Below are 18656 nucleotides of genomic sequence, written 5' to 3'. Positions count from 1 at the left end.
CCAGCATCCCCGCTCCACCGCACGGGTGATTGAAGAAATCGGACTCCGGTGCTCGATGTCCGAAACCTTCAATGCGGGTCCGCCTGAGGTCGTTAGCGTTCTCGGTATGACCGCAACATTCAGTGCCATCGAACTGGTCGTCCACGACCTGCCCACGTCGCTCGCGTTCTACCGGCGGCTCGGACTCGACATTCCCGCCGACGCCGATCAGGCGCCGCACGTCGAATTCGAGTTTCCCGGTGGGATCCGCCTGCTGTGGGACACGGTCGAGACCATCCGCTCGTTCACACCCGACTGGACCGAACCCGCCGGCGGGCATCGCATCGCACTCGCCTTCGACTGCGGAACCGCCGCCGACGTCGACACGCTGTTCGACGAGTTCACGGGCGACGGCTACAACGGTCGGAAGAAGCCGTGGGACGCACCGTGGGGACAGCGTTACGCCACCGTCGACGATCCCGACGGCAACCCCGTCGACCTATTTGCCGCGCTCACACCGTGACCAGCTGACCGAACGTGCGGCCGGTCAACTCGTGTGCCTCACGGATCAGGTGGGCCTGATCGGCGAACCCCGCCATGCCGGCCGCCTGAGCTGCGGGGATGGAAGCACCCGCCAGCCCCAGTGCCGATTGCAACCGAAGGATCCGGGCCAGCATCTTCGGCCCGTAACCGAACTGCCGTCGGCACAGGCGGTGCAGTTGGCGCTCGCCGACACCGATCCGGTCCGCCACCTCGCTGACAGATGCCTGCTGCTCCAGAAGTCGCACGATCGCGGGGATCCGGCCGTCCGGCGGCGGCCCGAGGATCCGGCGCGACCTCGCGAAGTCCTCGAGCACCCGGCCGGGGTCGGCGGCGTCCGCGATCCTGCCGAGAAAATCAGTGGTGGCGCGGTCCGTCAGCACCTCGGCGAGCGGCACCCGAAGGTTGGCCAGCTCCTCTGCCGGCGTCGCCAGAAGATCCGGGAGAGATCCTGGGGAACAGCGTAATCCGACGTAGCGGTCGCCCTCGCGGCTGCGGTTCAGATACGGCCGGGAGTCGGGGCCGGCCACGACGACGTCACCGTCCATCCAGATGAGGTCCATGCAACCGTCGGGCAGGATGGCCGCCTCACCCCCGGCTGCGGTCTTCTGCCACACCACAGCGCCGGGGAACACCGACCGCCGCTCCGCGTACATGACCCCATGCTAGGCAGGCATCAGGTCTCCGGCTCGACGGCGTGCAGATCCGGCTCCCAGTCGTAGACGACTGCGGTCCGCAACAGGATGTCCTGCAGTGACCGCCGCCGGCCGTCGACTGCCGCCCAGAACAATCCGAACCCGAACATCACGCACAGCACCGCCCGGAGAAGGGCCCGCAGCCAGCCGATCAGTTCACCGTTGCGGCTGACCACCCGCAGCCCCATCGTCACGGCACCGACGGTGCGGCCGCTCACGGCCCAGCACGCCGTCAGGTACAGCACCGACACGCCGATGAACAAGGTCACGGAGAGCACGGCATTGGCATCGGGGAACGAGAATTCCTGCGGCGAGAACAGCAACCGGAGGAACAACACTCCGACATAGATGCCGCCCATCACGGCCAGGACGACCGCCAGGTCGATGCCCGCTGCCAGACCGCGGGTCACGATCCCGGCCGCGCGATGCGCCGGCGTGCTCATGCATCGTCCGGTTCGTGCCCGCGCCCGAACAACTTGCCCACGAACCCGGCGACGGCGTCGTCGGCCTGCATGCCCTGGGTCCGCACCCCGCGGACCGCCTCGTTGGACATCGAGTCGGTCGACTCCCGGATGATGCGCGGCAGATCCACGCCCTCGATCACGGTGTCGGCGAGCACCACCAGATCGACCCGCCCGATGACGGAGTCCACGTCGACGCGGTCGACGATCGCATCCACGTCGATCCGCGCGGCGACGGCGTCGATGTCCACGCGATCGAGAATCTGCGGGATGTCCACCCGGGCGGCGATGGCATCCACGTCGACGCGGTCGATGATGCGCTGGATGTCGATGCCTTCGGCGACCACGTCCAGGTCGACGTGATCACGCACGATCGTGGTGAGGTCCACCTCCTGAAGAGCGACCTGCACGACTCTCCGCAGCACTGCGTGCAGCACCCGATCCGCGAGTTCGTCGGCGCTGCGGAGCGTCTGGGTGCCGCGTTCCTCGAGGGTGACCAGCAGCGGGTCCACTCCCGGCAGGAGTCGCGCCGTGTCGACGCCGAATCCGATCACACGCTGCAACGCACCGCCGGTGGTCGCGGCGAAGCCGGCCGCGAGGCGCAGCGGATCAGGGGCTCTCCTGCCGTCCATACTCGATATCCAAGCCGGTCGGCGCCCGCGACGCACGGGTTCCAGATTTATAGATCAGGCGTGGGGCGCGCCGGGGCCGTGCACGATTCGCGGGGCGGGCTGTCCGGACGCCGGACGGGGCGCCCAGTCGGCGAGTTCGGTGAGCAACTCGGCGACCCGATCCGAGCAGTGCGCGGGATCCGGTGCCGGTCCCAACCCGAGTCCCTCGACCACCAGCACGTTCCCCTGCGAGAGTCCGTGGACCCCGAGCGACCACCCGAAGTGGCGGTTCCAGGCCAGCACGGCCTTCCGGCCGCGGTAGTAGGGGATCTCGCAGGAAAGGGTCACGACCGCGTCGAAAGCGGGAGTGCACCACCAGTCGACCGACAGGGCACCCACCGTCGTCGCGACGGAACCGACGTACTCACCGACATTCGCCGAGCTGGTGGCCCGGACCTGGCTGATGCTCATACACAACCCACTCTCGACGTTCGCAGAAACCCAGCGGAAGAAGCCGGACGGCAGGTTCACACTCGAGTCATTCGTCACGGACCGCCGAGAGGACTGGTTCAGGTCCGGAAAGAGCCGGTGGTTCGCGACGAGGCTTCTACTCCATCGTCGGGCTGCGACGGGGCGCCCGGTAGCCACCCTGGGGTGGGGATACACCACCCCACACTCCTTGTGGGAAAACACGAAGGCCACGAACTCGTGGAGTTCGTGGCCTCGATGTCGCGATTCCGAAGAATCGCTTGTGGTGGGCGAAGGGGGACTTGAACCCCCACGTCCCGAAGGACACTGGCACCTGAAGCCAGCGCGTCTGCCATTCCGCCACTCGCCCGAGCGACCCGGAAACATTAACACGAGGTTGCCAGAAATTACGATTCGTACAGGTCAGGGCCCGAAAAGGCTACAAAAACACCCGTCCAGACAAAGACCGATATCATGCAATGGCGTAGACCCGTGTCGTGGCCCGAGGCAATGACAGTACCGTGGGATACGCGCACGGCGGTGGCGCGACACGGACATGTCTCGTCACAGCCACCACGCACCGAGGACAGAAGACCCGACAGCCAGGCACCGTGAGGAGGTTCCGATGGGGATAGTTCAACGTTTCGAGCGGAAGCTCCAGGGAGCCGTGGGTGACGCGTTCGCCCGGGTCTTCGGCGGCGGCGTGGTGCCGCAGGAGGTGGAGGCCGCGCTTCAGCAGGAAGCCTCCGACCGAATCCAGCAGTTGGACGGCGGGCACCTGCTCGCGCCGAACAGCTATGTCATCGCCATCAACAACTCGGATCACGAAGAACTTGCCGCCGACAGAGACTTGACGGTCAAGGCCTTCGCCCGACACCTCGAAGACTTCATTCGCGACCAGGGCTGGCAGACGTATGGTCCCATTCATGTCGCGTTCGAACCGTCGCCTTCACTGCACACCGGGCAGTTCCGCACCCGGGGTTCGGTGGATCCGGATGCCGGCCGCCCAGGTGCGGCCACGCCGGGGCGACCCGAACCGCCACGCGGTCCCGCACCGCGACCACAGGCACCGTTTGTACCCGTCACGTCGAATCCAGGAGCTGGCCCCATGACGCAGAACTCAGGCTACGACCCCAGCCGCGAACCAGCGGGCAACCGCAATCCCGACCCGCAGTACGCGCGCAACGGTCATGCCCATGCAGGTCAGGACCAGCGGTACCCGCAGGGCTACCAGAACGGTTACGACCGCGGCGGCTACCAGCAGGGCGGCTACGACCAGCAGCAGTACCCCGACGACCAGCGCGGCGGGTACCCCCAGGATGCCGCGTACGGCCAGGCGTACGACCAGGGTGCGCAGGCTCCCGGCTACGAGCAGCCCGCGGACGCCGGCTACGACTACCAGCAGGGTGGCTACCAGCAGGGTTACGACCCGCAGGCGTACGACCAGCAGGGGGCTCCCGCCCGCTACCCGGACGGTTCCTACGCCGAGGCCGGGTACCAGCAGCCGCAGGGCTACGACCAGGGTTACGACCGCGGCGGCTACCAGCAGGGTGGCTACGACCAGCAGGCGTACGACCAGCAGGGCTACGCCGACTACGACCAGGGCGGCTACGGGCAGCAGGCCTACGCGCCCGACGGCCACACGTTCACGGCCACGCTGCAGCTCGAGGACGGCAGCGGACGCCACTTCCAGCTTCGTGAGGGCAACAACATCATCGGCCGCGGCCAGGAGGCACAGTTCCGCCTGCCCGACACCGGTGTGTCGCGCCGCCACATCGACATTCGCTGGGACGGCCAGGTCGCGATGCTGTCCGACCTCGGCTCCACCAACGGCACCACCGTCAACGGTGCCCCCGTGCAGGACTGGCAGCTGGCCGACGGAGACATCATTCGGGCGGGTCATTCGGAGATTCTGGTCCGAATCCTCTGAGGCACCACCGAGTTAGGACTCCGAGTAGGTTCCGCCGATACCCGACCCCGAACTGCCTCACCGAGACCCAACCGAGACGGCTTCGATACTCGACCGACATCGCGTCGGAGCCCGTGTCGGACGTAACACGGTGGGGACTCCGTATCGTTGTGGGCTGTCCGTATCCTGATCCCAGGGTGCGGGTTGCCCATATGATGCTGCGAGAAAAAGACGCTGGAACCTCGAACGTTCCCGCCACAGAAGGAGGTGGACTGCCGTGCAAGGTTTGATTCTGCAACTCACACGAGCAGGTTTCCTGCTTCTGCTGTGGCTTTTCGTGTGGACCGTTCTGCGGGCGTTGCGCGGCGACATCTACGCGGGATCCGGCGTCCGTGTGCCGCCCCGATATTCGCGCAGCGGCAACGTCCTGCCGTCGCTGGGTAAGACCAAGACGGCCAAGTATCTGGTGGTGACGCAGGGCGGCCTCGCCGGCACCCGCATCACCCTCGGCACCCAGCCCGTCCTCATCGGCCGGGCCGACGACTCCACCCTCGTCCTCACCGACGACTACGCCTCCACCCGCCACGCTCGGCTCTCCCCGCGAGGCGCCGACTGGTACGTCGAAGACCTCGGCTCGACCAACGGCACGTACCTGGATCGCGCCAAGGTCACCACATCTGTCCGCGTGCCGCTCGGTACCCCTGTACGGGTCGGCAAAACGGTAATCGAGTTGCGCCCGTGACCCTCGTCCTCCGCTATGCCGCCCGCAGTGACCGTGGCCTCGTCCGTTCCAACAACGAAGATTCCGTCTACGCCGGTGCCCGCCTGCTGGCGCTCGCGGACGGCATGGGCGGTCACGCGGCCGGTGAGGTCGCGTCGCAGTTGATGATCGCGGCCCTCGCGCATCTCGACGACGACGAGCCCGGCGAAGACCTTCTCGGCAAGCTCGAGGCCGCCACCCGGGAGGGCAACGACTCCATCGCCGACCACGTCGAGGAGGACCCCGAACTCGACGGCATGGGCACCACGCTCACCGCAATCCTGTTCTCCGGCAACAAGCTCGGGCTGGTCCACATCGGCGACTCCCGCGCCTACCTGCTCCGCGACGACTCCCTCGCGCAGATCACCCGGGACGACACGTTCGTGCAGTCCCTCGTCGACGAGGGACGGATCACCGCCGAGCAGGCGCACACCCACCCGCAGCGGTCGCTGATCATGCGCGCCCTCACCGGCAACGAGATCGAGCCGACGCTGACGGTCCGCGAGGCGCGCGCAGGCGACCGTTACCTGCTGTGCTCCGACGGACTGTCGGACGTGGTCAGCGACGAGACCATCGAGAACACGATGCGTGAGGGCTCGCAGGACGAGTGCGCCGACAGGCTCATCGAACTCGCCCTGCGCAGCGGCGGCCCGGACAACGTGACGGTCGTCGTCGCCGACGTCATCGACCTCGACTACGGGCAGAGCCACCCCATCGTCGCCGGTGCGGCCTCCGCCGACGACGAAGAGGACACACCGCCGCCCAACACGGCCGCGGGTCGCGCCGCCGCGATGCGTCCGCCGCGGGCCACCCCGAAGCGGGTCGTCCCGCAGGTCGAGGAACCGCCGACGAAGAAGAAGCGTCACCGCATGTGGTGGGCTGCGCTCGCGCTCGGTCTGATCGTCGTGGTCGCCGTCGCTGCCTTCGTGGGGCGGGCTCTGGTCCGCAACAACTACTACGTCGGCGCCGACGGCGAACGCGTCACCGTGCTGCGCGGAGTTCCCGGCTCGGTGCTGGGTTACTCGCTGCAGGAAGCGAATCTCGTCGGCTGTGTGAGCGATGCCGGCGACCTGACGTTGATGTCGCCGACCGAATCACCCAACGGGTGCACCATCCTCGAGGTCGACGACCTCCAGCCGTCCGCCCGCGAGCAGGTGCGTGCCGGGCTGCCCTCGGGCAAGCTCGACGACGTCCGCAACCAGATGACGCGGCTCGCCCAGAACGATCTGCTCCCGGTCTGCGAGTCGGAGTCGTCCACCACCACGACCACTCCGGCACCGACTCCGGCTCCCGTCCCGGAGACCACGCCGCCGCCCGCGCCTGTTCCCCCGGCGGAGGTACCGCCCGCTCCGGCGCCTGCCACACCCCCGACTCCGACCGCCACCCCGGCGCCGACCGTGACCCAGGTTCCCGGTCAGAACTGCAGGACGGCTAGCTGATGTCGGTCGCAAGTGCATCACCGGGGGCGCAGTTTCCCAGTCCCCCCGGCGGGTTCGCGCCAGCCCCCGTCCAGTCGACGCGCCGGGGCACCGAGCTGATCCTGATCGGTTTCGCGATCCTGATCACGACGATCTCGCTGGTGCTGGTCGAGGCCAGCCAGGAACAGAGCATCACCTGGGACCTCGCCAAGTACGCCGCCGCCTACTCGGCGCTGTTTCTGATCGCGCATCTCGCGGTGCGCCGGTTCGCGCCGTACGCCGACCCCCTGATCCTGCCGATCGTCGCGCTGCTCAACGGCCTCGGACTGGTGCTGATCCACCGACTCGACCTCGCCGACGCACAGTCCGCCGCCTACTTCGGGTTGCCCGTCCCGTCGCCGGACGCCAACCAGCAGGTGCTGTGGACGACGCTGGCCATCGCCGGTTTCGTTGCCGTGCTGGTGCTGCTCAAGGACTACCGCCTCCTGGCCCGCTACAGCTACACGCTGGGCCTGGCCGGACTGGTGTTCCTCGCCATCCCGGCGATCCTGCCGTCCAGCTTCTCCGAGGTGAACGGCGCGAAGATCTGGATCCGCCTCCCCGGCTTCAGCATTCAGCCCGGTGAGTTCGCGAAGATCCTCCTGATCATCTTCTTCGCGTCGGTGCTGGTCGCGAAGCGCGACCTGTTCACCACCGCAGGCAAGCACGTGTTCGGCATCGACCTCCCCCGCGCCCGCGACCTCGGCCCCATCCTCGTCGCGTGGATGGTGTCGGTGGGTGTGCTGGTCCTGGAGAAGGACCTCGGCACGTCGCTGCTGCTGTTCAGCACCGTGCTGGTGATGCTCTACATCGCCACCGAGCGCGTCGGGTGGCTGCTGATCGGCGTCGGGCTTCTCGGAATCGGCTTCTTCTTCGCCTACCAGCTGTTCGGCCACGTCCGGGTCCGCGTCAGCACCTGGCTCGATCCGCTGGCCGACTACAACAACACCGGTTACCAGATCTCGCAGTCGCTGTTCGGGCTCGCGACCGGAGGCGTGGCCGGAACGGGACTCGGCAGCGGACGACCCGCCCAGGTGCCGTTCGCGAAGACCGACTTCATCGTCGCCACGATCGGTGAGGAGCTCGGTCTGATCGGGCTCGCAGCCGTCCTGATGCTGTTCCTGATCCTCGTCATCCGCGGTCTGCGCACCGCGCTGGCCGTCCGCGACAGCTTCGGCAAGCTCCTCGCGGCCGGTCTGTCGTTCACGATCGCCGTGCAGGTGTTCGTGGTGGTCGGCGGCGTCACCAAGCTGATCCCCCTCACCGGTCTGACGACGCCGTTCATGTCCTACGGTGGGTCGTCGCTGCTCGCCAACTATCTCCTCCTCGCGATCCTGATCAAGATCTCCGACGCCGCCCGTGAGCCGGCCGTCCCGAAGAAGAAGGGCCCCGCACCCATCGCCGACGCCCCGACCGAGATGGTGCCGCGCTCATGAACACACCTCTGCGTCGCGTCGCGATCGCCGTCATGGTGATGGTGGTCGCCCTCCTCGCCAACGCCACCTACGTCCAGGTCATCAAGGCGGACAACCTGCGGGCCGATCCGCGGAACTCGCGCGTGCTGCTCGACGAGTACTCGCGTCAGCGCGGCCAGATCTCGGCGGCCGGCCAGGTGCTCGCGGCGTCCGTCCCGACCGACGACCGCTACAAGTACCTGCGCACCTACCCGCCGAACCCGGCGGCACCGTCCAGCCCGCTGGCCAACGCACCGGTCACCGGTTTCTACTCGATGCAGTACGGCAGCACCGGTCTGGAGCGGTCCGAGGACCCGGTCCTCAACGGTTCCGACAACCGGCTGTTCGGACGCCGCTTCTTCGACCTGGTGTCCGGGCGCGACCCGCGCGGCGGCAACGTGGTGACCACCATCAACCCGGTCATGCAGCAGGTGGCGTACGACCAGCTGACGGCGAAGGGTTACACCGGTTCGGTCGTCGCGATCGAACCGAGCACCGGACGCATCCTCACGATGGTCAGCACCCCGAGCTACGACCCCAACTCGCTCGCCAGCCACGACGGCACCGAGACCACCCAGGCGTGGGAGGCCCTGAACGCCGACCCGGAGAAGCCGCTGATCAACCGCGCGGTGTCGCAGACGTACCCGCCCGGCTCCACGTTCAAGGTGGTGGTGACCGCCGCCGCGCTCGCCGCCGGAACCACCCCCGACACCCAGCTGACCGCGGCCCCGCAGATCACCCTTCCCGGCACGTCGACGACGCTCGAGAACTACAACGGCTCCACGTGTGGCGGCGCCCCCACCGCGTCGCTGCGTGAGGCGTTCGCGCGGTCCTGCAACACGGCGTTCGTCGAACTCGGTGTGAAGACCGGCACCGACGCCGTCAGCGACCAGTCCAGCGCGCTCGGCATCGGTGGGCAGATGCCCGGCGTCCCGTTCCCCGTCGCGGACAGCACGATCGGGTCGATCCCCGACGACGCCGCACTCGGCCAGAGCAGTATCGGCCAGCGTGACGTCGCGCTCACTCCGCTGCAGAACGCGATGATCGCGGCTACCGTCGCCAACGGTGGCGTGCGGATGCAACCGCAACTGGTGTCCGAACTGCAGGGGCCGGACCTGTCCAACCTCGCGACCACCAACCCGGTGTCCGAAGGCCAGGCGATGTCGTCCCAGGTGGCGGCCACCCTGACCGACCTGATGATCGGTTCCGAGAACAACACCAGCGGCGAAGGCAAGATCCCGGGCGTCCAGATCGCGTCCAAGACGGGCACCGCCGAGCACGGGACCGACCCTCGGAACACCCCGCCCCACGCCTGGTACATCGGATTCGCACCCGCCCAGAACCCGACCGTGGCCATCGCGGTCATCGTCGAGGACGGCGGAGATCGTGCACTGGCCGCAACCGGCGGCTCGGTGGCTGCACCTATCGGCCGTGCCGTCATCGCAGCCGGACTACAAGGGGGCTGATTGTGGCACTGAACAACGGCGCGCTGATCGCCAATCGATACCGCCTGATCCGGCTCATCGCCACGGGCGGAATGGGACAGGTCTGGGAAGCGACGGACAACCGGCTCAACCGTCGTGTCGCGGTGAAAGTACTGAAGTCCGAGTTCTCATCCGACCCGGAGTTCGTCGAACGTTTCCGTTTCGAGGCGCGTACCACCGCGCAGCTGAACCATTCCGGTATCGCCGGAATCTACGACTACGGCGAGGTCCGCGACGCCACCGGCGATTCCACCGCCTACCTGGTGATGGAACTCGTCAACGGTGAGCCGCTCAACGCCGTCCTCTCCCGGGTGGGCCGTCTCGCGGTGCCGCACGCCCTGGACATGCTCGAGCAGACCGGCCGGGCGCTGCAGGTGGCGCACGACGCCGGCGTGGTGCACCGCGACGTGAAGCCCGGCAACATCCTGATCACCCCCACCGGCCAGGTGAAGATCACCGACTTCGGCATCGCGAAGGCCGTGGAGAACTCGCCGATCACGCGGACCGGCATGGTGATGGGCACCGCGCAGTACATCGCCCCCGAGCAGGCGCTCGGACAGGACGCGACCGCGGCGAGCGACGTGTACTCCCTCGGCATCGTCGGCTACGAGGCGCTGTCCGGACGTCGCCCGTTCGTCGGCGACGGCGCCATCACCGTCGCGATGAAGCACGTGCAGGAGGCGCCGGCACCGCTGCCGAGCGACCTGCCGCCCAACATCCGCGAACTCATCGACATCACGATCGCGAAGGATCCGAGCACCCGTTACGCCAGTGGCGGAGAGTTCGCCGACGCGGTCGCGGCGGTCCGGGCGGGCAGGCGTCCCCCGCCGCCCGGCGTGTCGGGTACCGGGGCGGCGCGGGTGCTGCCCCCGCCGATGACCGGTGCAACCCAGATGATGCCGCCCTCGCAGACCGCATACGCGGGACCGGTCACCGGGCAGGTGCCGCCGGACGACTCGAACGGTGGCGGCAAGAAGGGCGGACTGACCAGCGGCCAGAAGGCCGTGGCCTGGGGTGCGGGCGGTCTGCTCCTGCTGGCGGCGATCATCGGGCTCGCGCTCGTCCTGTTCGACGGTGGTGACACGAAGGAACCGACGTCGCCGGCGATTACGTCGTCGCTGCGGACGATCACGACGACACCGCGGCCGACGACCACCACGACGACCGAGGAACAGACGTACACCACCGAGCCGACGTACACGACGACCACCACCCAGCCGTTCACGACGACCACCACCCAGCCGCCGACCACGACGACGACAGAGCCGACGACGACTACCACCACGACCACCACCGCACCCACGACGACGACCACGACGACCACGTCGGAGGAGTCAACTACTCCGACCCCACAAGGACTGCCATGACGACACCGCGCAACCTCTCCTCACGCTACGAGCTGGGTGAGATTCTCGGCTTCGGTGGCATGTCCGAGGTCCACCTCGCCCGCGACGTCCGACTCAGCCGTGACGTCGCGATCAAGGTCCTGCGCGCCGACCTGGCCCGCGACCCCACGTTCTACCTCCGGTTCCGCCGCGAGGCGCAGAACGCGGCGGCGCTGAACCATCCGGCGATCGTGGCCGTCTACGACACCGGCGAGGCGGAAACCGAAGCGGGACCGCTGCCGTACATCGTGATGGAGTACGTCGACGGCGACACGTTGCGGGACATCGTGCGCAGCGAGGGCCCGATGGCACCGCGCCGCGCGATGGAAGTCATCTCGGACGTGTGCGCGGCGCTCGACTTCAGCCACCGCAACGGCATCGTGCACCGCGACGTGAAACCCGCCAACGTGATGATCAACCGTGCGGGTGCGGTGAAGGTGATGGACTTCGGCATCGCGCGAGCGATCTCCGACGCGTCCAGCCCCATGACGCAGACGGCCGCCGTCATCGGCACCGCCCAGTACCTGTCGCCCGAGCAGGCCCGCGGCGAGCAGGTCGACGCCCGCTCCGACGTGTACTCCCTCGGGTGCGTGCTGTTCGAGATCCTCACCGGCGAACCCCCGTTCAAGGGTGACTCCCCGGTCGCGGTCGCGTACCAGCACGTGCGGGAGGACCCGCAGACACCGTCCGCGGTCAACCCGGACATTCCGCGTGAGCTCGACTCGGTGATCCTCAAGGCGATGAGCAAGAACCCCGCCAACCGCTACCAGACCGCCGCGGACATGCGAAGCGACCTGGTCCGGGTGCTCGGCGGGCAGCGCCCCAGCGCGCCTATGGTCATGAGCGACGAGGACCGCACCACGATCCTCGGTGCCGTCGACACCGGCGCGGGGAACTACCGGCGCCAGCAGTCGCCGACCCCGGCCACCGCGTCGAAGACGGACGGCGGCGAGCCCGACAAGAAGAAGAACCCGATGCGGGTGGCGCTGATGGCGCTGGGCGCCCTCATCGTCGTCGGCGTCGTCGGCGCGTTCCTGTGGTCCGTGGGACCGGGTTCGAAGGCCGATCAGGTGACCATGCCGGACGTCACGAACCAGGCCGCGGACGACGCCGAGACAACACTGCAGAACCTCGGTTTCCGCGTCGCCCGGCAACAGAAACCGGACGCCGTCGTGGCGACCGGCAATGTCATCACCACCCGGCCCGTCGGCGGCGTACAGGTGGACGAGGGCAGCACCATCACCCTCGAGGTGTCGTCGGGCCCCGAACAGGTGAAGGTCCCGCGGCTCGCCGGCCTCACCCAGCAGGAAGCCCAGCAGGAGCTGAACGCGGTGGGACTGCGGCTCGACACCGCTGTCGCACGCGCACCGTCCGACGTATCCGACGTCGACAAGGTGATCGACCAGAACCCGTCCTCCGGGGCGAGCATCTCCCTCGACTCCGAAGTCGCCGTCACGCTGGGCACCGGGCCGGAGCAGATCCGCATCCCCGACGTGACCGGTCAGAAGGTCGAGGTCGCGCAGGCGAACATCGAGGGCGCCGGTTTCAAGGCGCAGATCCAGAACATCGACTCCGGTGCGCCGAAGGGCCAGGTCGTCTCCACCGATCCCGTCGGCGGCTCCACCGCAGCCAAGGGTGACACCATCCAGATCCGGGTGTCGAACGGCAACAACATCGAGATGCCGGACCTGACGGGCAAGACCGTGTCGCAGGCGCTCGCCGAACTGCGCAGCGCCGGCTGGAGCGGGTCGTCGAGCTCGCTGAATCAGACGCAGACGTCCACCCTGGACCCGGAGATGGTCGGCAAGATCATCAGCCAGGAACAGCCGCCGGGATCGGAGATCACCAAGAACGGTGTCGTCTCCGTCGGTGTCGGCGCGCTGGGCATCCCGCGGTAGGCGGCTCCGCCACCCGTGCGTGGTTGAGGAGTCTCTGGACTCGTCAACCACTCACGGGCGCTACGCGCCCAATGCTTGCGCGACCTCGGTCTCGAGGGTGGCGACGAGGGATTCCTTCGGGGCTTCGCCGCAGACGGTGAGCCAGTTGGCGAGCATGCGGTGCCCGCCCTCGGTGAGCACGGACTCCGGGTGGAACTGGACGCCGTGGATCGGCAGTTCCCGGTGCCGCATCGCCATCACGATGCCGCTGTCGGTGTGGGCGGTGACCTCGAGTTCGTCCGGGATGGTGTCTTCCAGGACGGTCAGTGAGTGGTAGCGGGTGGCGGTGAACGGGTCGGGCAGACCCGTGAGAACGCCCCCGCCGGTGTGGTGGACGACGCTGGTCTTGCCGTGCAGGAGTTCGGGTGCCCGGTCGACGGTGGCGCCGAACGCGGCCCCGATCGCCTGGTGTCCGAGGCACACCCCGAGGAGCGGCGTCCTGGCGGCGGCACACGCCGTGACCAGGTCCATCGTCGCGCCTGCCCGCTGCGGTGTGCCCGGGCCCGGGCTCAGCAGAATGCCGTCGAACTCGGCCGCCGCCGCCGCGACGGCGTCGGGCCCGGTGAGGTTCGGATCGTCGTTGCGCCAGACCACGGCCCGCGTTCCCAGCTGTCCGAGGTACTGGACCAGGTTGAACACGAAGCTGTCGTAGTTGTCGACGACGAGAATCCTCATGGAAGCAGGGTATTCTGCCCGCCTCGCACCCTGCACGGCCGGGGACGGTTCGGGCTCAGTGCCCCGCGTAACCGGGCACGGACAATTGGCCGGACGCCGCCTCCGAGTAGCCGAGGCCGAACCGCGTCGCGTACTGCTTGAATACCCGGATTCCGGGTTCGTTGGCGAGCGCCGCCTCCAGTCGCGCGGGGTCCCCGATCGCCGACATCACATAGGGCGGGCTGTATGTGCGACCGTGCAGCAGCAGGGTGTTGCCGATACAGCGCGGCGCCGACGTGTTCACGATCCGCTGGTCCTGCATGCTGATCGCCTCGGCACCGCCCACCCACAGTGCGTTCAGCACACTCTGGACGTCCTGCTGGTGGACGACGAGATCGTCCGGCGACGCGTCGACGGGGTACTTGCCGTCCGCGTCGCGGGGTGCGTCGGTGAGTGTGACGGTGACGCCGGGACCGGTCATCGGTGTGAGTCCGGCATCCGTGGCGAGCGCCTTGCTGTCGGCGAGCGCCTGCGCGACACCGCTGTCGGACGCGGCGGCGTCCTGCTGCAGCGATTCGACCTGCGCCGCCAGCCGGTCGCGGGTCTCGGCCACCTGGTCGGTCTCGGACTGGGCGTTGCGCACGAGGTCGGACAGTCGGGTGGAATCGCCGGCGCGGATCTCGTTGCCGTGCGACACCTGACGGGTGGTTGCCACCAGCAGACCGGCCACGAGACACACCACCAGCACCGCGATCCGCCAGAAGATCGACCTGGTCACCGGTGTTTCCGTCCCCTCGTCCTCGCCGCGCGAATCACGGCTACGTTAGCGTGTACACACGCAGGTATTTCCGAATCTACCTGCCCACATTCCTGTTGAGCCGCACGAACGAGGACGTCATGCCGAAGTCGAAGGTCCGAAAGAAGACCGATTACACGATCAACCCTGCGAGCCGCACCCCGGTGAAGGTGAAGGCCGGCCCCTCGAGCACCCTGTACGTCTCGGTGATGCTCGGGTTCATGCTGGTGGGCCTGGTGTGGCTGCTCGTCTACTACCTGGCCGCCGACCAGCTCGAGTGGATGAACAACCTCGGTGCCTACAACTTCCTCATCGGATTCGGCTTCATGGTGGTCGGTCTGATCATGACGATGCGCTGGCGTTGACCATCACAATTACACCGATGTCATTCATCCCCAATGTGGACAACCCCTGTGGATAGCCGCAGGTCGAGTGCTGATGTCTGCTGACGAGGCACCGCTGGAGTGGTCGACGCCCCTCGCCGCGGTGATCGCTCTCGCCGCGGGCGGAGTCGCGTTGGGGGTCGCGGGACTTTCGGTGTCGACCGAGCCGGCGGGCCGTGTCCTCGTGTGCGTCGCCGCCCTCGGGCTGCTGCTGACCGCCGCGTCCGCGCTCCGGCAACGCCCGCGCCTCGCCGTCGACAAGGAAGGCGGCGGGATCGTGGTGAACCGGCTGAGCGGCCGCCACGCGTATGCCCGGTCGGAGATCGAACGCGCGCGGCTCGTCCGCTATCCCCGGCTGGGCCGCCGGGTGCCGATGCTCGAGATCGACGTCCGCACCGAGGACGGCACCGAACGACTCATGATCTTCGGCCGGTGGGATCTCGGCACCAATCCGGAGGACGTGTTCGATGCGCTCGCGGTGCACCGTCTGGTGGGCCGGGGTCAGTAGCCGAAGCTCGCGCGCAGCTGCAGGGTGCGGATCGCGATGACGGCGAGCGGCACCAGCATCACGACGCCGAGGCAGACCCAGCCGACGGTGACGGCCTTCTCCCGGTTGTTCCCGACGCCCAGCAGTTGGGGCCCGTAGAGGATTCCCGCGGTGGCTGCGGCTCCGGCGACCAGGCCGCCGAGATGCCCCCACAGTGAGATGCCGGGGATCGTGATGCTGATGATCACGTTGATGGCGATCACCGAGATGACCGGTGCGGGGCTGCGTCGCAGACGCAGGAGGATGACGGCCTGGGCGCCCATCAGCCCGAAGACGGCACCCGACGCACCCGCGGTGACCGCGCCGAGTTGGAACAGCATCACCGCGGCGGAACCGCCGAGCAGCGACGCGAAGTACACGCAGGCGTAGCGGGCACGCCCGAGGACCAGTTCGGTGTCGCGGCCGATCACCCACAGCGCGAACATGTTGACGGCCAGGTGGATGATGCCGAAGTGGAGGAATCCGCTGCCCAGCACGCGGACGATCTGCCCGTCCACGACAGCGGGTGGGAACAGCGCCCAGTCCGCAAAGAGCTTCGACCCGGCCTGGTTCTGCATGATGCTGCGGGACTGCGCCGCGGTGATCAGGAAGATGCCGACGTTCGCGGCCATCAGGATGTACGTCACCAGCGGTGTCGGACGCTGTGTGGTCACGGCACCGGCGACGTTACGGACCGGGCGGACGTCCCGCCGTCCGGCGGCGACGCAATCGACACACTGGTAGCCGACGGCCGCTTCGCGCAGGCATTCGGGGCACGCGGGACGACCGCACCGATTGCACGACAGCGCAGTGGGGCGATCGGGGTGGCGGACGCACCGCGGCTGGGGCGGAGTGCCCTCGTTCGCGGCACCGCCCCAGCCGGGGTTGGTCATGTGCTGCCGTTCCCTACGCGATGGTGACGCTGTTGATCACGACCGGCTCGAGCGGACGGTCCGCGCGATCGGTGGCGGTGGTCGAGATGGCGTCGACGACCTTCTTCGATTCCTCGTCGACGACCTCACCGAAGATGGTGTGGCGACGGTTGAGGTGCGGCGTCGGGCCGGTGGTGATGAAGAACTGCGAACCGTTGGTTCCCGGGCCGGCGTTCGCCATGGCCAGGATGTACGCGCGGTCGAACTGCAGTTCCGGGTGGAACTCGTCGCCGAACTTGTAGCCCGGGCCGCCGGCGCCGGTGCCCGTGGGGTCACCGCCCTGGATCATGAATCCGTCGATGACGCGGTGGAAGATGGCGCCGTCATAGAACGGTCCGGAGTCGGTGCCACCGGCGTTGGCGGTGCTGTAGTCCTTCGAACCGTCGGCGAGGCCGACGAAGTTCTCGACGGTCTTGGGCGCGTGGTTGCCGAACAGCGCGATCTTGATGTCGCCGCGGTTGGTGTGCAGCGTTGCGGTTGCGGTCTGATGAGGTGAAGTCACACCACCATGTTGCCATTGTGGGGTGCCGTGTGGTTCCGCCGCGGTGACTCGAGTACTTCGGATCGGTTCGTGCTCCCGGTTCTTGTGACAAAGTGGGGACATGACACGAGCGACGAAGTCCCTCACGAATCTGCTTCCGACCGAACGCGCCGAGACCCTGCAGGAGCAGGTGTCCGAACGAGTCGAGACCGCTCTGGCCCACGTCGAGGATTCGGCTTCCCGCGTCAAAGAATCCGAGGCTGTCGATCAGGCGCGGCGCTACGCACGCTCGGCGGCAATCGCGACGGCCCGCGGTGCCGGCCAGCTCGGTGTGTTCCTCGGCCGTCAGGGGGCCTCACTGGCCAAGAAGGGCTACGAACGCGCCCGGACCGTGCCGGTGAAGAAGGTCGCCCAGGATGTCGTTCGTCCCCTGACCTCGGCCGTAGCACCGGTCGAGGAGAAGAAGTCGCGGAAGGGCCGTCGCATCGCGATCGTCGTCCTGCTCGGCGCCGCCGTCGCCGGGGGCGCGGTGTTCGTCAGGAGCCGTCGCCGCGAGCAGCCGCGCGTCGCATCCGCTCCCCCGAACCTGCGCGACCTCGACAGTGCGGACACGCAGCAGCCCACACCGCCCACGGCGACGAAGCCTCTCACGCCAACCGATCCGTCACTCCCCGGCCAGTAGCGCGCGCTCGCTCAGTGCCGTCCTCGATCACCGGGATTCGCTGGAACGACCCGGGGTCGCGGTTCTCGGTGATCCGGGTCCACTGTTCGGTGAAGTTGGGCGTCCCCACCCACAGCGCGCCGTCGACGCGGGCCAGCATGTCCTGGCCGCCGGCGAACGCGACCTGTCCCCCGTACGAACCGAGGCTCTCGCCGAACACCACCAGTTTCGGCTGCGACTCCTGCGGCAACGCAGCCCATTCGGCGTAGACGGCCTCGAGCAGCGCCCTGCCTGCCACCATCGGTGTCTCCCGGTCGGCGATGAACGCGAGTGGGCTCGGGAGGAACGAGTACTGCATCGACGCGATGGCGGTGTCGCCGTCGCTCAGGTACTCGAGCGAGGACGCGACGTCCTGGTTGACCCAGCCGCGACCGGTCGTCGTGGCGACGGCCAGAACAGCGCGGTCGTAGGCGCCGGTGCGTTTCAGTTCGGCCACCACGTGATGCGCGACCTCCTCGACGGTGCCCGCGGAGTGGCCCGCGTACGCGCGGATCGGCGTGAGCGGCGACGAACGTGCGCCCCTCCTTGCCCAGTGAATCCCACGGTTCCGCCGGGTCCGGTGAGCCCGACCGTTCCGGCGCGGTGGGCTGGGTGACGCCTGAGGCCGTGTCGTGGTCGGCGACGGCGAGGCTGCCGTTGGCGAGGGCGAGCAGGGCCGCGTGGAGGGCGCCGTTGACGACGAAGAACAGGACGGCGACGAGCACGACGACACTCGCGATTTTCGCGATCGGTGCGGGGACGTAGCGCAATCCGACGGCGGTGAGTGGCCGCGCGACAGTGCGGAGTCCTCTGCCCGCGGCCAGCAGCAGTGCCGCGACGGCGAACGAGATCACGAGGATCAGCAGGTAATAGGTGCGGTTCGCGCGATCGGCACCGACCAGATCGCGGACGATCTGCTGCCACCACGACCCCAGCACCAGGAAGGTCGGAACGAGGATGACGGCGGCGCCGAGCAGGGTCCACCACCCGATCCGACGGGGTGGAGCGACCGCGCGTACCGCACGGACGTGTCCCACAATCGGG

The 18656-nt window shown here is 68.2% G+C and carries 19 protein-coding genes, 1 tRNA gene and 1 pseudogene; 11 read left to right on the top strand and 10 right to left on the bottom strand.

Features of this window, described 5'->3' with window-relative positions:
- The first annotated feature begins 106 nt into the window (after positions 1-106).
- A complete protein-coding gene (locus tag PSR88_RS18815; RefSeq protein ID WP_029539739.1) occupies positions 107-502 on the top strand; it encodes a VOC family protein in 396 nt (131 codons plus the stop codon).
- On the opposite strand, the gene PSR88_RS18810 is transcribed toward PSR88_RS18815, so the two are convergent.
- The 5 genes from PSR88_RS18810 to PSR88_RS18790 form a co-directional block, all read right to left on the bottom strand.
- Positions 492-1175 (bottom strand): AraC family transcriptional regulator, encoded by a 684-nt coding sequence (locus tag PSR88_RS18810; protein WP_011596285.1) that lies wholly within the window; start codon positions 1173-1175, stop codon positions 492-494. The genes PSR88_RS18815 and PSR88_RS18810 overlap by 11 nt on opposite strands.
- A gap of 20 nt (positions 1176-1195) precedes the next feature.
- Positions 1196-1657, bottom strand: coding sequence for an RDD family protein (locus tag PSR88_RS18805; protein ID WP_009476778.1), 462 nt, complete (start codon positions 1655-1657; stop codon positions 1196-1198).
- Positions 1654-2307, bottom strand: a complete 654-nt coding sequence (locus PSR88_RS18800; RefSeq protein ID WP_009476777.1) for a hypothetical protein — start codon at positions 2305-2307, stop codon at positions 1654-1656. Before PSR88_RS18800 ends, PSR88_RS18805 begins: the two co-directional genes overlap by 4 nt.
- 54 nt (positions 2308-2361) lie before the next feature.
- Complete coding sequence (locus PSR88_RS18795; RefSeq protein WP_016884699.1) at positions 2362-2757, bottom strand: DUF6292 family protein; 396 nt, start codon at positions 2755-2757, stop codon at positions 2362-2364.
- 281 nt (positions 2758-3038) lie between these two features.
- Positions 3039-3124: transfer RNA gene (locus PSR88_RS18790), tRNA-Leu, on the bottom strand.
- A gap of 255 nt (positions 3125-3379) precedes the next feature.
- Here PSR88_RS18790 and PSR88_RS18785 point away from each other — a divergent pair.
- The 7 genes from PSR88_RS18785 to pknB all read left to right on the top strand — a co-directional run bounded on the left by PSR88_RS18785 (position 3380) and on the right by pknB (position 13101).
- Complete coding sequence (locus PSR88_RS18785) at positions 3380-4684, top strand: DUF3662 and FHA domain-containing protein (protein ID WP_011596283.1); 1305 nt, start codon at positions 3380-3382, stop codon at positions 4682-4684.
- Positions 4685-4940: 256 nt separating this feature from the next.
- A complete protein-coding gene (locus PSR88_RS18780) occupies positions 4941-5405 on the top strand; it encodes an FHA domain-containing protein FhaB (RefSeq protein ID WP_005249074.1) in 465 nt (154 codons plus the stop codon).
- Positions 5402-6862, top strand: a complete 1461-nt coding sequence (locus PSR88_RS18775; protein ID WP_016884700.1) for a PP2C family protein-serine/threonine phosphatase — start codon at positions 5402-5404, stop codon at positions 6860-6862. Before PSR88_RS18780 ends, PSR88_RS18775 begins: the two co-directional genes overlap by 4 nt.
- Complete coding sequence (locus PSR88_RS18770) at positions 6862-8316, top strand: FtsW/RodA/SpoVE family cell cycle protein (RefSeq protein WP_009476773.1); 1455 nt, start codon at positions 6862-6864, stop codon at positions 8314-8316. The genes PSR88_RS18775 and PSR88_RS18770 overlap by 1 nt, the downstream gene beginning before the upstream one ends.
- Positions 8313-9800: a penicillin-binding transpeptidase domain-containing protein gene (locus PSR88_RS18765; RefSeq protein WP_011596280.1), complete on the top strand. Its 1488-nt coding sequence runs from the start codon at positions 8313-8315 to the stop codon at positions 9798-9800. The genes PSR88_RS18770 and PSR88_RS18765 overlap by 4 nt, the downstream gene beginning before the upstream one ends.
- 2 nt (positions 9801-9802) lie before the next feature.
- Positions 9803-11185, top strand: coding sequence for a protein kinase domain-containing protein (locus tag PSR88_RS18760; RefSeq protein ID WP_016884701.1), 1383 nt, complete (start codon positions 9803-9805; stop codon positions 11183-11185).
- The gene (gene pknB, locus PSR88_RS18755) at positions 11182-13101 is read left to right on the top strand and encodes a Stk1 family PASTA domain-containing Ser/Thr kinase (protein ID WP_011596278.1); all 1920 of its coding nucleotides are present in this window, start codon (positions 11182-11184) and stop codon (positions 13099-13101) included. The genes PSR88_RS18760 and pknB overlap by 4 nt, the downstream gene beginning before the upstream one ends.
- 60 nt (positions 13102-13161) lie before the next feature.
- Here the strand turns inward: pknB and PSR88_RS18750 are convergent, their stop codons facing one another.
- Together PSR88_RS18750 and PSR88_RS18745 are read right to left on the bottom strand one after the other, a co-directional pair.
- Complete coding sequence (locus PSR88_RS18750) at positions 13162-13815, bottom strand: aminodeoxychorismate/anthranilate synthase component II (RefSeq protein WP_011596277.1); 654 nt, start codon at positions 13813-13815, stop codon at positions 13162-13164.
- 55 nt (positions 13816-13870) lie between these two features.
- Positions 13871-14572 (bottom strand): DUF881 domain-containing protein, encoded by a 702-nt coding sequence (locus PSR88_RS18745; protein ID WP_009476770.1) that lies wholly within the window; start codon positions 14570-14572, stop codon positions 13871-13873.
- 119 nt (positions 14573-14691) lie between these two features.
- On the opposite strand from PSR88_RS18745, the gene crgA reads away from it, so the two are divergent.
- On the top strand, positions 14692-14955 hold the full coding sequence (crgA, locus tag PSR88_RS18740) for a cell division protein CrgA (RefSeq protein ID WP_005249082.1): 264 nt from the start codon (positions 14692-14694) through the stop codon (positions 14953-14955).
- A gap of 67 nt (positions 14956-15022) precedes the next feature.
- The gene (locus tag PSR88_RS18735) at positions 15023-15481 is read left to right on the top strand and encodes a PH domain-containing protein (protein ID WP_016884704.1); all 459 of its coding nucleotides are present in this window, start codon (positions 15023-15025) and stop codon (positions 15479-15481) included.
- On the opposite strand, the gene PSR88_RS18730 is transcribed toward PSR88_RS18735, so the two are convergent.
- The gene (locus tag PSR88_RS18730) at positions 15475-16392 is read right to left on the bottom strand and encodes a rhomboid family intramembrane serine protease (protein WP_009476768.1); all 918 of its coding nucleotides are present in this window, start codon (positions 16390-16392) and stop codon (positions 15475-15477) included. The genes PSR88_RS18735 and PSR88_RS18730 overlap by 7 nt on opposite strands.
- Positions 16393-16405: 13 nt before the next feature.
- Positions 16406-16933 (bottom strand): peptidylprolyl isomerase, encoded by a 528-nt coding sequence (locus PSR88_RS18725; RefSeq protein ID WP_029539740.1) that lies wholly within the window; start codon positions 16931-16933, stop codon positions 16406-16408.
- 100 nt (positions 16934-17033) lie between these two features.
- Between PSR88_RS18725 and PSR88_RS18720 the strand changes: the two genes are divergently transcribed.
- Complete coding sequence (locus PSR88_RS18720; protein ID WP_011596273.1) at positions 17034-17594, top strand: hypothetical protein; 561 nt, start codon at positions 17034-17036, stop codon at positions 17592-17594.
- A 16-nt stretch (positions 17595-17610) separates the two neighbouring features.
- Here the strand turns inward: PSR88_RS18720 and PSR88_RS18715 are convergent.
- Positions 17611-18610: pseudogene (locus PSR88_RS18715) on the bottom strand (alpha/beta-hydrolase family protein); the annotation flags it as partial.
- Between the last annotated feature and the right edge of the window lie 46 nt (positions 18611-18656).

This window comes from Rhodococcus sp. DK176, assembly GCF_038447315.2.
GTDB classification, from domain to species: Bacteria; Actinomycetota; Actinomycetes; order Mycobacteriales; family Mycobacteriaceae; genus Rhodococcus_F; species Rhodococcus_F jostii_A.
The sequence above is the reverse complement of the archived record's forward strand: the minus strand, read 5'-3'. Positions and strand labels throughout refer to the sequence as shown.

What these genes read in the sequence shown, in the direction of transcription:
- PSR88_RS18815 (WP_029539739.1), top strand. Translation starts at nt 107, where the DNA reads ATGACCGCAACATTCAGTGCCATCGAACTGGTCGTCCACGACCTGCCC.
- PSR88_RS18810 (WP_011596285.1), bottom strand. Translation starts at nt 1,175, where the DNA reads ATGTACGCGGAGCGGCGGTCGGTGTTCCCCGGCGCTGTGGTGTGGCAG.
- PSR88_RS18805 (WP_009476778.1), bottom strand. Translation starts at nt 1,657, where the DNA reads ATGAGCACGCCGGCGCATCGCGCGGCCGGGATCGTGACCCGCGGTCTG.
- PSR88_RS18800 (WP_009476777.1), bottom strand. Translation starts at nt 2,307, where the DNA reads ATGGACGGCAGGAGAGCCCCTGATCCGCTGCGCCTCGCGGCCGGCTTC.
- PSR88_RS18795 (WP_016884699.1), bottom strand. Translation starts at nt 2,757, where the DNA reads ATGAGCATCAGCCAGGTCCGGGCCACCAGCTCGGCGAATGTCGGTGAG.
- PSR88_RS18785 (WP_011596283.1), top strand. Translation starts at nt 3,380, where the DNA reads ATGGGGATAGTTCAACGTTTCGAGCGGAAGCTCCAGGGAGCCGTGGGT.
- PSR88_RS18770 (WP_009476773.1), top strand. Translation starts at nt 6,862, where the DNA reads ATGTCGGTCGCAAGTGCATCACCGGGGGCGCAGTTTCCCAGTCCCCCC.
- PSR88_RS18765 (WP_011596280.1), top strand. Translation starts at nt 8,313, where the DNA reads ATGAACACACCTCTGCGTCGCGTCGCGATCGCCGTCATGGTGATGGTG.
- pknB (WP_011596278.1), top strand. Translation starts at nt 11,182, where the DNA reads ATGACGACACCGCGCAACCTCTCCTCACGCTACGAGCTGGGTGAGATT.
- PSR88_RS18750 (WP_011596277.1), bottom strand. Translation starts at nt 13,815, where the DNA reads ATGAGGATTCTCGTCGTCGACAACTACGACAGCTTCGTGTTCAACCTG.
- crgA (WP_005249082.1), top strand. Translation starts at nt 14,692, where the DNA reads ATGCCGAAGTCGAAGGTCCGAAAGAAGACCGATTACACGATCAACCCT.
- PSR88_RS18730 (WP_009476768.1), bottom strand. Translation starts at nt 16,392, where the DNA reads ATGACCAACCCCGGCTGGGGCGGTGCCGCGAACGAGGGCACTCCGCCC.
- PSR88_RS18720 (WP_011596273.1), top strand. Translation starts at nt 17,034, where the DNA reads ATGACACGAGCGACGAAGTCCCTCACGAATCTGCTTCCGACCGAACGC.